Origin of the sequence: Morganella psychrotolerans (assembly GCF_001676055.1) — a bacterium.
Classification (GTDB): domain Bacteria; phylum Pseudomonadota; class Gammaproteobacteria; order Enterobacterales; family Enterobacteriaceae; genus Morganella; species Morganella psychrotolerans_B.
This window is the reverse complement of record NZ_LZEX01000003.1, coordinates 112,672-127,773: the sequence shown is the minus strand read 5'-3', so window position 1 is coordinate 127,773 and position 15,102 is coordinate 112,672. Positions and strand designations below refer to the sequence as shown.

Below are 15,102 nucleotides of genomic sequence, written 5' to 3'. Positions count from 1 at the left end.
AACGTATTCGGGCTTTGGCCTTAGGCCGCAGCTTTCTGCTCAATACGTTCGGCCACAATGGCTTTCATGGCTTCAGGGTTGGCGAGAGACTTCGACAGTGACTGAGTAAGGTCGGTGACACGTTGCTGGCACAGTGCCACTTCAGCGTCACGGATCTGTCGCGCATCATCAGCGTATTCAAAACGCTCAATGAAGTCGTTAAACAGGAAGCGGTGCTGGGTCAGGGTGCGTTTTACTTTATGTTCCACCCCTGCCTTATCGGTCGTTACGAAGGTAGCGTACTGGTCATGGTGTTTCGGATGCGCCCGAAGAATGACGGTGTGGAGTTGGTTTTCGACCCAACGCAGGGATTCAATGAGAAGCACCTCATCGCCCAAGATAGCCTCTTCCGGCATATCTTGTTTTGCTCGCCAGTACTGACCGCTTTGTAGGGAGTTGAAGCGCTGAATGCGCTCTACTTTGTCCTCGCGAACTACGATACCTGTCATGGCTCTACCCTCAGTTATGATTCATTTTCTTGAACCATAGTGACATGACCACTACCGGTGACGAAGTCTTCGCGCGTTTTTAATGCGGAGTTTTCAGCCTTAATTTGTTACCTTATAACATTTTATTTGGGCGCATTATTATCATCCACATTGAGAATTGCTGACGCTGGACTATAAACTTGCAAACCCTGTCACTTTTCTCAAACCCGCAAAAATAGTTGACGCTGGTCGATATTCATATTGTTGACGCTGGATTATTTATGTAACAAATGGATTTGTTGACGCTAATCGATTTAAAATTATTTTTGTTGATGTTGGTCGATTTTTTCGTTTCAGAGGCATTATTGGAGAATTCAAATAACCAGGAAAGTATAATGGGGCCAAGCGTTGCAAGAGATGCTTATGAAGCTGGAATTCTGGTTGTTTAATTACACGGCTAGCTCAATGTTTAAGCCTAATTCGTTAGCCCAACAAGCTGTTCCTTCCAGTTTCAACACCAGAGAATCGTCTTACTTCAACGAATATCGTCCAGCATCAACACCAAAAATCGTCTTACTTCAACGAATATCGTCCAGCATCAACTCCAAAAATCGTCTTACTTCAACGAATATCGTCCAGCATCAACACCAAAAATCGTCTTGCTTCAACGAATATCGTCCAGCATCAACACCAAAATAGTCTTGTTTCAACGAATATCGTCCAGCATCAACACCAAAATAGTCTTGTTTCAACGAATATCGTCCAGCATCAACACCAAAATAGTCTTGCTTCAACAAACATCATATTGCATCAATACTTAACTTCTAACTTTTTGTTAATTATAACAATACAATTCTTATGGATTTCTTTTGTGTATTTTGAATTCGATTTTGTGCCCTGTTTTCTTCTCTGTATATTCAAGATATCCAATCTCTTCGAGTTGCTTCATAGCTTTACGTATAACAGAGTTCTGAACATTGCTTGCAGATTTTAGAGCTAGACGGTCCTTTAAGCGCTGCATACTGATCGGATAAGGATTTTCTGGGAGGGCCTCTAAGAAAAGATACAAAGCTTTAGCCGTTTCTTTTCTTCCGAGTTTTTCAAGGGTTCTTACTTTAAGAATTTTTTTTATAATCAACGGAGTAAAGCTCCGCTAATTCAGGTGTAGGCTTGATATGAACCATGTCATCTTCATGGCTGAACTTCCCTGCCTCTATAAGATGAAGTATATGAGAGTTGATTCTATCGTTATCTGTGGCGCGACTAAATTTCATGGTTGTTGATGCTAGTCGATATATAGAATCTTCAATCAGCTTTCTAAAACGCTTTGATAGGCGACTTTTCGGGTAGCCACATCTTTCTATGAATTCATCAAAAGGAATAACTGCGTATCCCTTGGAATTAGGCTTGTAATCAAATAAACAAGAAACGATACCCATCCAAACTTTGAAATCAGTTTCTACATCCAATCGCCTACCAGTAATCTGTATATCGGAGTAACCTTCCTTCTCTGCAAAATGCAAAGTCAGATCATCCGAAGCATCCATTCCTGTAGCTTCCCTGGAACCCGTTCTTGCAGTAGGGACGAATAAACCAAGCCTTAATAATGCTATCGGCTGAACTGTACTTGATCCATTTGGTTTAAGGTAATGGACTTCCCCGTTTTCTTTTTCTATCTCAGAGACAGATAAGTAACCGGTTTTAGTTGGTTTACTCATGATTTCCTTATTGGATTACGTTTTATTGTTATCGCCCAGCATCAACACAACTTAATTGCTGAGTGGCTGTGAATTAAAAAAAAGGCAACTTAAAAAAGGATCATAACTTAGCACTATACATCATAACGTTAATGCAAGGATCCTAATGTGCGTAAGTTTAGACTAATCTAGCCCAGCGTCAACAAAATATCATCCAGCATCAACAATTAATAGACTAGCGTCATCAAAATATCATCTAGCATCAATAATAAATCGTCTAGCATCAACATGAATATGAAATTAACACTTTAGATTTAGTAAGTTGCAAGATCGAGGATCTCTTTATGACCTTAAATGATCTCATTTGAATTTATTATTGGAACTATCCTGTTGATATGTGGATAACTTTTTCAAGAGAAAAGGATCATTTAATCTTTAAATTTGTGGATAAAAAAAATAGATTTTTAAAGTGATGGATTATTTTGCTGTTAAAACAATGCGTTGTTATGATTGGAAAGGATGTGAATAACTAATACAATAAATCGACTAGCAACATCAAAATATCGTCTTGCATCTTCAATAATTCGTCTAGCGTTAACAATTTATAGTCCAGCGTCGATAATAAATCGTCTAGCGTCAACACGATCATCATTCAAAGCGTTGCAGCAAAAGAGATCCAGCGATCAAGGATCTCTTTTGACCTTCTCAATCTTATTTGAACTGTATTGAAACTATCCTGTGGATATGTGGATATGTGGATATTACCATTATTCAGGAGTTCAACCCGCACATAAAGTTTCTTTAGCTTCATAGGTAATATCCTTGAGACCAACGCAGCACAATCGTATTTACAAAACCCTCGATCTGTTTTGAGATCATTTCTTCGGTCTGAAATACTTCGATATAAAGCTCTTTAGAGCCCGATGTTAGTTCAACTCGGCACAACGGAAACGTACCCATGATATCCCGCTTAAGCTTCGCCAAGAGTTCACTAAGCGATTTTTCTGAGATCTTTGGGGCTAATTGGGCAGGAACAGAAATTTGCACACAAATAGCTTCTGGCGCATTACAAGCGCTATCGCACATTTCAGACATTGAAGCATATCCGATCAGCGAACGGTGATAGAACACAGCTTGTCGGGATGCAGACTCGTGATCTGAGATCAGTGTGTAGCCCGTTTTCTCTAATTCGAGATACTCACTCTCAGCAATACGGCGTGAATAATCTTCTCCCCAGGAAGCATTGTTGCGGCCCTCAAAGCGCGCAGACAAATAGTGAGACTTCAGGAAGGCGTAATGTGCCTCACGGGTAGGCATAGGTAAATGCGAGTAATTCATTGATGTTTATCCTTTGCATATCAGGCTTCCAATATCAAGCCACCCTAACCGCTGACAAAGTGGTAAAGGGAACCGAAATGAAAAACAATGTAGGGATGTGGAAATGGGTGGGCGATCCCACCCGAAGGAATTACTGACCGACTTTGGTTAACACTTCACGAATTCGATCGATGGTGCTTTGGGCTTTTTCATCCCCCACGCCTTGTCCACGATTGTGAATTTCTGCTGCAATGAGGCAGACTTGGTCGATCACTGCTTCTGGAATGGCCTTTTCAACACTTTCCGAGCGGATCAACTCCAGGTTTAATTCACTGACAGTCACACCTGCTCGTCGTGCCATTGTCTCACGCTCGCCCGCAGCAACACGCAGGTCATCAATCGACTGCAACATTGCTTCATTATCCGGCTTACACCCCAGTTCGTCAGCCACTTCTTTGATAAATTGCGGCAGGACCTCCGCATTGAAGTTCCCCAGGCGAAAATCAATCAGCGCCAGTTGCTCATTCAATGAAAGGCTGGCACCGGGCACTTCGGATTCAATATCGCACTTCCGGGAACGCAGATATTCTGATTATCCAACACGTCAATTTCTGGGTTACTGTAGCTCATCGTTAACCTCTATGTTGTTCAGCCAACCTGACACTTAACCAAGATTTGCTGATAAGTCAGTTCAGATACCTCAAGCGCTTTCTGAGGAATTTCTAACCCTAGTCTATTTAAGTGGCCCTTTAGTTCGTCCCGCTCTTTCATCACCTCGATCAGGAGACGAGACACCTGAGCCGCCCACTCGGGCCGCATATGCACTGGCGACTCAGGATAATTGTTCCAGTGTGCCATCATGGTTAAAGCTACGCGCAAAGTATCGCGTTCAAAAACAGTGAGTGCCTTAACGCAGATCCCCGGTGGAAACTTTTCCACTCTAATTAATTTCAGGTAGTTAATCAGTTGTTTGCCGTTGGCATTACTCATCCACCCCTCCTAAAAAAGCAGGTTTTTTCACGATGACTTCCGCGTCCATACAACGGTTGTCTTGGCACATCTGCGCTTGGCTATTCTCGTAGAACATCAACGCGACGCGTTCGCCGGGCAGAGGCAAATCTTTTTCATCCGGCACCTCACCCACCACGTCTACGCGGACGTTTTTTTTGTTGCTATACAGACTGAGTCCGTCACGGCTTTCAATATCCACCCAATATTCAGCTATGACCGAATCGGCGTTCTCCTGGCGATGCGCTTGACCGGGTGATACCACGAACCCTGCGACCAGAGTACTGCCTAAAATCATCATCAGCGCGCCATTTAGCAGTACGTTTGTCACATTCGTTTTCATAATTCATATCCTGCATGAATAGCCTGTCTCAATATTGACTCAATCGGAACCGCTGGCGAAATGAACTGCCTCATGCAGTCCCCTGAACGAAGCGGTCCATCGTCCTGACCATAAGGCGAAGATGCCTACCCAACGCAACCGCGTCCTGTTCAGCCATTTTAGTGATAGGATTGGAGTCATGTTCCAGAGTTAAACCATCATCCAGTCGCCAAAGCATGCGGAGGTATTCCAGCTTCAGCTGATTGATGATCATGTCTCGAAAGTTAGGTGAGAGCCCCTGGCAGCTTTTAAATGCGTGCGACGCGTGTGCTGGTGGTATCGCCTAAACCCTCGCTCTGTGGATGTCCCAGGCGCACTCAGCTTCAATGAACACCAGGCGCTGGTATGACCGATCACGAAAACCGAAACATTGTTCTTGGCTCTGTTTTTCTCTTGCAGTACAGACTGCTCATCCTCACAAGCTAAAACAGCGCGGATCCACTGACCTGTAGAGGTTCGATTAGCCAGGTGATACTGTATCGTAAAGGCCAAGTTTGCCCACCAGCGCAAGCGAATGACACTGGCCTTAACCCTGTTGGCGATCAACGACTGATAGTGGTCAGTTGTCAGTACGCGGAGGTCTTTACGAGACGCTATCCCATCCATTGTTTGGTGGCGGTTCAAGCCCAGCACACGATAAGTTTGCCCGCGTTGCATCATGCGGTTGTACAGTGCTGACTTACCTTTGCACAACGAAACAGCGCCAAAGCGAAGGTAGAATTGCGCGGCACTGCCGGATGTGTACTGCCCGGCCAGCACGGCATTACGCAAGCGAAGATATTCCTCCCAGATGATGAATTCAGCGGCATCCGAGTCGATGGTCACTTCACTGTCTTCACTGAAGCTAACAACCCGGCGCTTTCCGTTCGGCGTATTAATAACGCGGCTGGCTCGCTCATCGTCACCAACGTCAAAGTAGGCCATTTCAGCGATGGGATCGGCAAGACCATCGATGCCAGAGTCATCACCAAATTGCCCGACCTTGACCCATAACGCTTTGGGCATGGGTGCTTTCGGTGCGACAGGCATACCCGGCTCATCGTCCAGCAGATCCAGCTCACCTTTTACCCAGACACGGCGATAGATTTCCAGAGCATGAAACGGCTTATCGTTAAATTGATGGAACGACCACATAAAGTCGATGTGGATCAGCGCCGTTTCACTGACAATGCGGAATTGAGGTGAAGCCATGCGCCGGTTATGTGCCGTGTTTTCCAGTTCACCCGATCGTAGCTTCTCGGCCATCTCATCGGCGCGCAGTTGCTCGACGTAAGCCTCGCCCCGTCAGTATCCTGCCCGTCCAGCTGGAGGTGAGCCCCGGCTTAGCGAGAACGATAGACAGCGGCAGGTCTTCTTGCTCTATGAATTTTTCCAGAGCGGCCAGCTTTTGATCGGCGAGCCAGCGAATTTCTGGGTTTTCAATACCCGTATCGGTATGCAAAAGGTAATGGTGTTGACTGATTGGAATGCCAGCGCGAACTGCGCGCACCAACGCCATGAGGAATAAGTGTAGGACAACCTCGGAGTCCTTACCGCTACTCCAGGCGAGAGAGATCGTCCAATTATCAGTAAGGGCTTGGTAGATAGAAGCGGTGCCATCATTGATGAGGTCAGACAGGCTAACCCCGCGACTGGCATCACGATAATTCAGGTCGGCATCCTCCTTCAGCGTATGCCAGACAGCCTGCCACTTGTCTGCTTTTAAGACAGATATGGAAGGTGGTACCGGATTGTCAAAGTTGAAGGAATGCTGCATAAGTCACCTGTTATTTGTTTTGTTTACAGGTGATTTTCTCATGAGGGTGACAGCTGACGAAATTAAGGATAAATTATTTAATTGTTAATATTGTTGACACAGGAGATCTTAATGGCTTTCCCCCCTAAAATATCACAACAACTTGCATTGAATTCTGCCTATATATGCAACAACCCAGACTGCTATTGTCTGACTATTGGCCCATCATTAGTAGAGGAAATAAAAAAAATAAAGACTGGTGAAGGTGCTCATATTGCAGGTGAAAAGGAAGGATCAGCTCGCCATATAGATGGAAACAAAAACAGCAATGAAATAGAAAACGGTATTTGGCTTTGTGCAAACTGCCACACAGCAATTGATAAAAATAATGGCATTGATTTTCCGCCTGAGTTACTAGCTGAATGGAAATTAAAATTTAGAGAGCGGCTTTTTGGGATGATACTAAGCCACGAATCATCTATGCCATTAGTTTTAAGGTATACGAAAAATTATAAATTACTTTCAGATCTAATTGATTTCATGGAAGATAAAGGAGTTTATTATCTGCCGGAAGCTTTCGAATTTCCTCCTCACTGCATTGAATCAATGAAAGAAACCAGAAACTTTATAACCGATTTAAAAAAGAAAGTTATTTTCGATAGTTCAATCAAGAAAATATTAAGTGATATATCCGGAGCTATAGGCCGAGCAATGAATATGACGTCGAAAACTGGAGCTAACGCAATTATATTTGGGGATTGTCTAAAAGCAATGAGACATGAATTGACATTTTATTTTAATGAAATAGAAAAATTAGGTATTAATGTGCCAAGTAAGTTGAAGGTATTTTAATGATAATTTTTTATTATTTCGCATTTTACGAATAAGCCAGGCATGGCCCGGCTTAGCTTAGTGAAGATCAATATTCTTCGTATTGAGGTCCACTGTAGTTATCAAACCGCGACCACTGCCCGTTGAAGGCCAGACGCACCGATCCGATAGGCCCGTTACGCTGTTTACCCAGGATGATTTCGGCCACGCCTTTGTGCTCGCTATTCTCGTTGTAGACCTCGTCACGGTAGATGAACATGATAAGGTCCGCATCCTGCTCAATCGAACCCGATTCACGCAGATCCGAGTTCACCGGTCGCTTATCTGCGCGCTGCTCCAGTGAGCGGTTCAGCTGAGACAACGCAACGACAGGCACCTGAAGCTCTTTTGCCAGCGCTTTCAGAGAGCGGGATATCTCTGCAATCTCTAGTGTTCGGTTGTCCTGCAACGCGGGAACACGCATCAACTGAAGGTAGTCCACCATGATCATACTCAGTCCACCATTTTCACGGTACACTCGCCGTGCTCGCGAGCGTAGTTCAGTCGGTGTTAGGCCGCTGCTGTCGTCGATAAAGATGTTCCGCTTATCCAGCAAAATACCCATCGTGCTGGAAATACGCGCCCAATCCTCATCATCCAGTTGGCCGGTACGAATTTTTGTCTGGTCAACGCGGGACATGGAGGCCAGCATACGCATCATGATTTGGTCACCAGGCATCTCCAGACTAAAAATCATGACGGGCTTATCCTGTGTCATGGCTGCGTTTTCGCACATGTTCATCGCAAACGTCGTCTTACCCATTGAAGGGCGCGCGGCAACGATAATGAGGTCAGACTTTTGAAGCCCTGCCGTTTTCTTATTCAGATCGGTGTAGCCGGTATCGACGCCCGTAACCCCGTCGTGTGGTGTCTGGTACAGTTGCTCAATACGAGTCACTGTTTTCTCCAGAATGGTATCAATGCTCATCGGTCCGCTGTCTTTGCTGGTGCGAGCCTCTGCAATCTGAAACACACGGCTTTCGGCCAGGTCGAGTAAATCCGCGCTTGTGCGACCTTGAGGGTCGTATCCCGCATCTGCAATGTCATTGGCCGCAGCTATCATTTCACGCACAACAGCTCGCTCACGCACAATGTCTGCGTAGGCGGAGATGTTCGCCGCGCTAGGGGTGTTCTTTGACAGTTCAGCCAGATAGGCAAAACCGCCTACTTGTTCAAGCTGGCTATGTTGTTCCAGCGCTTCTGCTAATGTGATCAAATCAATCGGACGGCTTGATTCCACCAGTCGCTGCATCATGGTGAAAATATTTTTGTGAGCACGGGTAAAGAAGTCGCTTTCCACCACTCGTTCACAGACCAGATCCCACCGCTCGTTATCCAGCATCAACCCACCAAGGACAGACTGCTCCGCTTCAAGTGAGTGAGGTGGCATTCGAAGTCCAGCCATGCGCATATCCTGCTCATTTGATTGGCTATCAAAGCGTTTTTTCAAGTCTTTCATGGCAGGCCTCACAGCGCGGAACGTTGGGCGATTTGACGTTCACATTCACTCGCCAGCTGTGGATAGTGCTGCGCGATTGCCAGGTACAATTGCTGATTCATGCAGTGAGCCTCGTGCTCACGACCGTCAGCGCGGCACGCGTTTTCTTTGTCGTGATCGTAGTTGCTCAACACCTGACGGACGTAGTTCACTTTAATGCGAGCCAGAAACGTGTCCGCGTTTTTACCTTTACGGCGAATAGCGTGAGTTTTGCCTAATGCGCGAGGCTTGCAACCCCGGCATTCATAATGGTCAACGGCCAGCTTTTCCAGAGAAGCGTCGTCAATAATGCGGATAGTGATTTTTTGCAGCATAGGCAGAGTCTGGTTCATGGTTACCCCCAAAGTCGCTTGCGGTGTCATCCCTCAATGAGCACGGCAAGGCGATAGAACGTGAAGCGAGATAAAAAAGGCCGGTCTCCCGGCCTTGTTCGCAATGGTGATTACTGTTGCTTGGTGGCTTCAGTGTCACCATCTTCTTCACTTTCACCAGCCTCAGTGGCTTCTTCGGTAGCTTCCGCATCAGCGGCTTCCTGAGCCGCTTTCTCTGCTTCTTCTTCCAGCTTGGCCGCTTCCACATCGGACAGTGCAGCCATCAGCTGGCGGGCTACTTCTGGGCTCAGACGCAGTATCACTTCTTCCGGTACGGTCTCAGCGATTTCAATCTGGTTTTCGTGTTCAGCTGTTGGCGCTGGTGGGATCTGAGAGCGCAGTTGATCCAGTGTTGGCAGCAAGCTTTCGAAAGTTTGGCGTACAACCTTTGGTTTTACTTTGGTTTTCTTCGGCGAAGACACGTAACGTGCTGTCACCTTGGTTTTACCGGCTTGCTCAGCCTTTGCCAAAGAGGCAATCAGGATATCGTAGGCATCACGGTCGGTACCTTGGCAATCGGTGAGAACGTCGATCGCTACATCACCAGATACCTTGTCTTCACGCACCAGCTTCTTAACGCGCTCTTCGGCTTTAGCCAGTATCAGGCTACGACGAATGGTGACGCTAGACAGGCCCAGACGACGAGCGATGACGTCGATTTCATGGCCCCACTCAACCAGACGACGGAAGCCTTCAGCACGCTCAATCATTTTCAGGTGCTTGGTGTTGGCGCTTTCGATCATGTTGAAGACTTCTTCGTCTTTTCCGCCTTCGAACTCTTCTATGATCAGTTTTTCAAATACTGCGCCTTCAGCGATTGCGGCCATCAGGCCGGTGTAGCGGTGGTGGCCATCGATGATTTTCAGGCGAGTCACACCGTCCACAACAACCACTTTAACGCGGATAGCAGGCACACTGCTTGGATGGTTCAGGTACGCGTTCTTGAACATCTCAGCGCGCTCTACATCAACCTCGCGTAGGTTCAGACCCTCTTCAACGTACAACCAAGACACGCTGACGGCGTACACGTTGTTACGGCCAACATTCAGCTCTTCAAACAGGGCGCTGTTCGTTGCTGACTTGCGCTCTTTGGAAACGAAGTCACTCAGACCGCGCAGGGTAGATGGAGCTTTGTCCATCTGGCGCATAATAGCACCCAGATCACCCATCAGTTGGCTGTTGCGAGAAGCTTGGAAGATTTGTTGTACGTTGATAGTCATGATAGTTACTCCGCATTTGTTATTGGTTGTTTACGTGTTTATGCTTACTTCTGAATCCAGTTAAACACGGGGTGAACCGGTGACGAATAGCAAAAGCGGAAAAAAATAATCTTTTTTAGATTACTTTTTATGGGCAGGGGAAAGGTATAAAAAAGGCCAGCAATGCTGGCCTATAGAGAAAGTTACTATGAGTTGGCTTTCGCCTCAGTCATGATTTTGTTCATTGCTGCGGCAAGCTGTTCACTTTTCCCTTCCGAGTAGTTCGGCCAAGGAACGAAAGGTCGATTCGTTTTGTTCAGCAAAGAGAAACCTGTCGGGCAGCGCCATTGCATTGGGGTGGTTTGACCTTCTGTGAAGTTAACCAACATCAGGTCTTGCTCACAAGTGACATCTTTCACACCTCCGATCTCTATCAGGCGGGTGCTCATTATCCCAAAGTGTTCATCTGCAAACTTCAAGTGGTCATAGGCCGCAAATATGCTGTAAAGGCCGACCCACAGAAGGATCTGGATATTAAGGATAGTACCTATCTGTCCGAGTGTTTTTTCTTTCACGGCGTTGCGTAATAAAAGTGCGGCACCAAACAGCAAGTACAGGCCACCAGCCAGGTAAAGCCAAACAGGTAAATTGGAGCTAGATTGATCTATCTGTTCGGAACCCGCATCCATGAATGATTTGATGAATGGAGCAAGGAGCAAAAAGAAAGCGGGAACATAAAATAGCCAGGTGAATTTTACTTGGCTGATAGCAGCAATACGTTTTTCCTTATCAGAACTAGCCTCTTCTAGTACAACTTTCATTGTTTTCGCAAAGGAAGCCAACGCAGTGATCATGAATAATATTATTGTAAGTAAGTACATTTTCTTCTCTTTTTTAACGCAAAATCAATCATATCATGATGAAATAATACATGATTAATGGTAAGCATTGTAATTAATTCAACCTCAAATTGAGGGGCTTTTTCAGATAGCGATACAGATATTGCCACCCCTCTCCATGTGGCGTTTTGTAATCCAGGCGAGGCAGGTGTTGTATCGCTGCCTGCGGGTTAAAGTTTCGAGAGTGCGTATTGAATTGCAGAAAATGAGCCAATTCATGCGCCACCAGCGCCTTAAGGTGGTCAAGCCGGTTACTGGAGTAGAACGACCCGATCTCTTTATCCAGGCAAACATGCGCGTATTCATGAAAGTGGCACGCAAACATGCGCAGGCCGTATATTTCGACCAAATCAAGCTCATAAAGGTAACCAGGGCTGATCGTAATATTCCGGTGCCCTCCCCAGGAGTGCTTTGTAGCCCAGTTCACGCGGACGTCGGGGCTTTTACCAATATAGCCGAATTCACGTCGGTACATATTTGTAAGGTAATCGGTATAGAGTTGGATAATTCGTTCAGCGTTAAAGATTGTCTTTTCGCCGAATGCGGTAACTCGTTTACGGCGGGCAATGACCTTTGCTGGTTCAACGACTTCACGAACAGGAGGGGGCAGCTTGAAAATTGACGTTTCCAAGCACCATTGGTCTTCAAAATCGCCTTCAGGAGTATCCAGGTGGATAGTCAGTTCGGAAGGCGTACCCATTTTTTCCAGCCAAGCGTCCAGCGATCGCCCTACTTCGTCAACGCTGACGAAATCATCAAACCCAGGTGCGTGCAGCCAGATTATCGAACCTGCGGGGATGGTGCGATACTGTCGGATGTGAGAAGCAATAATCTGGCGCGGTGTCATCACTCAATATCCCATACGCTGTTCGTGTGCGGTTTGACGACGATACTCGGCATCTTCACGGGCTTCCCGGCGCTCCGCCACCAAAACACGTTTTTCAGCAAACGTCATGCGACTGACATCAGGTTCTTTAACCTTCCCCGATCCTTTGCATACACTGCACTGAACATCGTAGCTACCTTTGCGGTACTCATCGCGAAACTCGTCGTCGAGTTCGTTCCATTCACTCCCGGTGAATCCATCAGAAAACGCAAGATTGTCCACTTTCCCGTGGCCTTCGCAGCAATAACAAATCACCCATAGGAATTTTTCAGTTTGCATCTTTCACCTCTATTTTCGTTTATTGGGGGGGAGGTAACGAGAAGATACGCACCCCGTAGGGTGCGCCTGGTTTATTCGGCGTTTTGCCACTCAAAATCGACAATCGGCTCTGAACCGTCCACCAGCGCCAACGCACTACGTAGGCGGGAAATGATTGCGTTTTTGTTTGCGTAGTTCGCAGCGCCCGGCTCAGCACCTTCAATGAAGGCAATGGCGTCGGTGAGCGTTGAAATCAGATCCGTACCCTGGGTTTCGTTTTCGGGGTAAGCGTGCGGAGATTCAGTGCGAATTTTGGCTTCTTCCGACGGATTGGCTTCCCAGTCGTTTTCATTAACGATGCGAAGCGGATCCGGTCCGGCAATGACCGCTGCACCGAGCTCAAAGCTCATATCGGCGTATGGCAGTTGGTTGGCGAGCATATCCAGAGCGGTTTGGTTGTTCATGCAGAACCCGTCAGCGACCCACAACGGGGCGACGTCAAGACGGATGAGCCAGGAAAAAGGTTTAATCTGAGACATTGGCAGTCCTCTGTTATTAAAAATACCCGCACCCGAAGGTGCAGGCTCATCAACACAGAGATAGTGTTACACAGCCCAAGCGGGCGACGAAATTAGGCGAAGTCAGACTGGGACTGCGTTACAGTTACAAAGGTATGCCCATATTTTCGGCTGGCTTCCATCAGATCGGAAAATACAGCAATAGGCTGTCCAGCGCCTTTTTCAGTTACGGAAAAGGACTCCAGAAACTTCGACACATTCCAGCGCCAGAGCACCAACTGCTGGATAGATTTGTCGCGGGCAACGTAATCTTGAATTTTTTTAGCCAGTGCTTCAGCTGGCGTATTTTCGGAGAGCAGATACACCGCGATCTTCCCGGCATCGCGAACAGCTGCCCCTTCATCATCGACGCCCAGCGCGGTACCCGTCGCATAGAACAGAAAATCAATGTCGCGGATAAGTTCAGCCCCGGAAACCTGGTTACAGGCCATCTGGAACTCGTCGTACAGGAAATAGAGCGCAGCATCGCTAATACCCGACAGTTCAGGGTAATGCCCTCGCAAGGCAGCGATAACCTGTTTGTCATCTTCTTCAGGCACCCAGGTAGTCGCATAATCGGCGCTGAGTCGTTCAAGTGACAGGAACGAGATGCTGGAGATAGCGTCATCGTCGTGCTCAGCGGCGCAGTGCATCCAGTCAAGTTTACCTTGCCATTTACCTGATACTTCCCCGATCCCCGTAAACACGATTTCTGTCAGCAGAGGGTGGCCGGGAATGTATTGCTCAACGCCCAACATTTCGACACTGTCCGTCGTCATGTCATCCCACTCAGTCAGCGGATCGGAAGGGATATCAGCCAGGCTGACGATGCTTTTGTAAATCTGCTTTTCAAAATAAAACAGATTCGGCTCCATCAACTCTGAGGCGTCTGGTGTGATAGAGCGGCCCAAAAGCAATTCTGTCATCGCTTCTTGTACCTGGCCGATGGTGTCGAATTTTTTCGGGATCACTGCATCGAATTTGGTGTGGTGCAACACCCAGTAATTGCCATTACCGATCACCTCAAAGGGATACGGTACGATTTTCCAGTCGGTAACCGCCTGTATCGGAGTGATGTAGGCCTGAGCGAGAAGTTCTAACGCTTTTTGCGGTTCGGTCGATTTTTCGCTGACCATCAGTGAAACCAGCTTTTCAAACACAAACACCTTACCGTCTTTCACAAGGTATTGAACGCTGGGAATACCGTCAATGGCACGGAGAATTTTGCGCAAGCTATCTTTGATGCCCAGATCATTGAACATCAAATGCAGTTCGTCGGTCACGATTTGGCTCATAGTTTTTTCCTTTTCCAGTTTCATAGCCTCGACCAGGCGAGACGGAGGTTATTTTAGCGTTGCAGAGAATTCACGACGGCCTTCAAGCCTGTCAAAATATTATCCGCTTCTTCCGGTCCAAGCGGCTCGTCGCTGAAGTTACAAAATGCATAATGGAATGCCTGGACGTGGTCTAAAGTCATCTCAGGCAGAACAACAGACTGGCGCAGCACAGCGTTGAGATCGTCGGCTTGCATCAACATTTGAGCCCCGCTCATAGGCGTTTCAGGCTTAATCAGCCCTGCATCAATAAAAACAACGCGAAGCAGCTGTGTTAAGGCTTCCTGCTCTTCGCTGGCTTGTTCGAAAACTTGGCCGATAACGTTCTTCACCGCGTCTTTCGTCGTCCAGCCGTGGTGGATCATCATGTTAGCGTAGACTGCGAGGTCTCTCGGGTCGCCCTTATCGACATGCCGGAGAAAATCGTTGATGCAAGCCGATTCCCAATCGGGTTTTGCCCATTCATTCGTGAGCCCCCGCTTCAGTTCGGTAGCTCGCATTTTTTCAGCCACAACTTCAGCCGTTTTCAAAACCAGAGCCTGGCTGTCCTTATGCAGGTCAGTAGGTAGATTGATAACGAAACTCGTCTTCGGTTCTGTGTTGTTATGCATGAAAACTACCTTT

General features: G+C 46.9%; 19 protein-coding genes. 1 reads left to right on the top strand and 18 read right to left on the bottom strand.

The window, feature by feature from the left end; genetic code table 11:
- Positions 1-20: 20 nt before the first annotated feature.
- The 9 genes from AYY17_RS21080 to AYY17_RS05010 form a co-directional block, all read right to left on the bottom strand.
- Complete coding sequence (locus tag AYY17_RS21080; protein ID WP_082981285.1) at positions 21-488, bottom strand: hypothetical protein; 468 nt, start codon at positions 486-488, stop codon at positions 21-23.
- An 835-nt stretch (positions 489-1,323) separates the two neighbouring features.
- Positions 1,324-1,605, bottom strand: a complete 282-nt coding sequence (locus AYY17_RS22090) for a 40S ribosomal protein S19 (RefSeq protein ID WP_235845281.1) — start codon at positions 1,603-1,605, stop codon at positions 1,324-1,326.
- Complete coding sequence (locus AYY17_RS05045; protein ID WP_235845280.1) at positions 1,583-2,185, bottom strand: RepB family plasmid replication initiator protein; 603 nt, start codon at positions 2,183-2,185, stop codon at positions 1,583-1,585. The genes AYY17_RS22090 and AYY17_RS05045 overlap by 23 nt, the downstream gene beginning before the upstream one ends.
- A gap of 786 nt (positions 2,186-2,971) precedes the next feature.
- Entirely contained in the window at positions 2,972-3,502 is a 531-nt protein-coding gene (locus AYY17_RS21825) for a hypothetical protein (RefSeq protein WP_067421863.1), read from the bottom strand.
- 130 nt (positions 3,503-3,632) lie between these two features.
- The gene (locus tag AYY17_RS05035) at positions 3,633-4,010 is read right to left on the bottom strand and encodes a hypothetical protein (protein WP_137022568.1); all 378 of its coding nucleotides are present in this window, start codon (positions 4,008-4,010) and stop codon (positions 3,633-3,635) included.
- A gap of 119 nt (positions 4,011-4,129) precedes the next feature.
- Positions 4,130-4,471 (bottom strand): hypothetical protein, encoded by a 342-nt coding sequence (locus AYY17_RS05030; RefSeq protein ID WP_067421859.1) that lies wholly within the window; start codon positions 4,469-4,471, stop codon positions 4,130-4,132.
- The gene (locus AYY17_RS05025) at positions 4,464-4,832 is read right to left on the bottom strand and encodes a hypothetical protein (RefSeq protein ID WP_067421857.1); all 369 of its coding nucleotides are present in this window, start codon (positions 4,830-4,832) and stop codon (positions 4,464-4,466) included. The genes AYY17_RS05030 and AYY17_RS05025 overlap by 8 nt, the downstream gene beginning before the upstream one ends.
- Before the next feature lie 249 nt (positions 4,833-5,081).
- Positions 5,082-6,116, bottom strand: a complete 1,035-nt coding sequence (locus AYY17_RS05015) for a hypothetical protein (RefSeq protein ID WP_067421853.1) — start codon at positions 6,114-6,116, stop codon at positions 5,082-5,084.
- A 1-nt stretch (position 6,117) separates the two neighbouring features.
- On the bottom strand, positions 6,118-6,627 hold the full coding sequence (locus AYY17_RS05010; protein ID WP_067421851.1) for an adenine nucleotide alpha hydrolase family protein: 510 nt from the start codon (positions 6,625-6,627) through the stop codon (positions 6,118-6,120).
- Positions 6,628-6,738: 111 nt separating this feature from the next.
- On the opposite strand from AYY17_RS05010, the gene AYY17_RS05005 reads away from it, so the two are divergent.
- Positions 6,739-7,458: an HNH endonuclease gene (locus AYY17_RS05005; protein WP_067421849.1), complete on the top strand. Its 720-nt coding sequence runs from the start codon at positions 6,739-6,741 to the stop codon at positions 7,456-7,458.
- 67 nt (positions 7,459-7,525) lie between these two features.
- Here the strand turns inward: AYY17_RS05005 and dnaB are convergent, their stop codons facing one another.
- From dnaB to AYY17_RS04960, 9 genes are all read right to left on the bottom strand, one after another.
- Positions 7,526-8,935 (bottom strand): replicative DNA helicase, encoded by a 1,410-nt coding sequence (gene dnaB / locus AYY17_RS05000; RefSeq protein WP_082981284.1) that lies wholly within the window; start codon positions 8,933-8,935, stop codon positions 7,526-7,528.
- A gap of 8 nt (positions 8,936-8,943) precedes the next feature.
- The gene (locus AYY17_RS04995) at positions 8,944-9,306 is read right to left on the bottom strand and encodes a hypothetical protein (RefSeq protein WP_067421845.1); all 363 of its coding nucleotides are present in this window, start codon (positions 9,304-9,306) and stop codon (positions 8,944-8,946) included.
- A 110-nt stretch (positions 9,307-9,416) separates the two neighbouring features.
- Positions 9,417-10,565, bottom strand: coding sequence for a ParB/RepB/Spo0J family partition protein (locus AYY17_RS04990; RefSeq protein ID WP_067421843.1), 1,149 nt, complete (start codon positions 10,563-10,565; stop codon positions 9,417-9,419).
- 185 nt (positions 10,566-10,750) lie between these two features.
- Positions 10,751-11,425, bottom strand: a complete 675-nt coding sequence (locus AYY17_RS21070) for a hypothetical protein (protein WP_082981283.1) — start codon at positions 11,423-11,425, stop codon at positions 10,751-10,753.
- A gap of 73 nt (positions 11,426-11,498) precedes the next feature.
- Positions 11,499-12,290 (bottom strand): hypothetical protein, encoded by a 792-nt coding sequence (locus AYY17_RS04980; RefSeq protein WP_067421913.1) that lies wholly within the window; start codon positions 12,288-12,290, stop codon positions 11,499-11,501.
- 3 nt (positions 12,291-12,293) lie between these two features.
- On the bottom strand, positions 12,294-12,551 hold the full coding sequence (locus tag AYY17_RS04975; RefSeq protein WP_235845279.1) for a hypothetical protein: 258 nt from the start codon (positions 12,549-12,551) through the stop codon (positions 12,294-12,296).
- Positions 12,552-12,679: 128 nt separating this feature from the next.
- On the bottom strand, positions 12,680-13,126 hold the full coding sequence (locus AYY17_RS04970) for a hypothetical protein (protein ID WP_067421838.1): 447 nt from the start codon (positions 13,124-13,126) through the stop codon (positions 12,680-12,682).
- A 92-nt stretch (positions 13,127-13,218) separates the two neighbouring features.
- Positions 13,219-14,439 (bottom strand): hypothetical protein, encoded by a 1,221-nt coding sequence (locus AYY17_RS04965; RefSeq protein WP_156656648.1) that lies wholly within the window; start codon positions 14,437-14,439, stop codon positions 13,219-13,221.
- Positions 14,440-14,492: 53 nt separating this feature from the next.
- Entirely contained in the window at positions 14,493-15,089 is a 597-nt protein-coding gene (locus AYY17_RS04960; RefSeq protein ID WP_067421834.1) for a hypothetical protein, read from the bottom strand.
- Positions 15,090-15,102 lie beyond the last annotated feature (13 nt).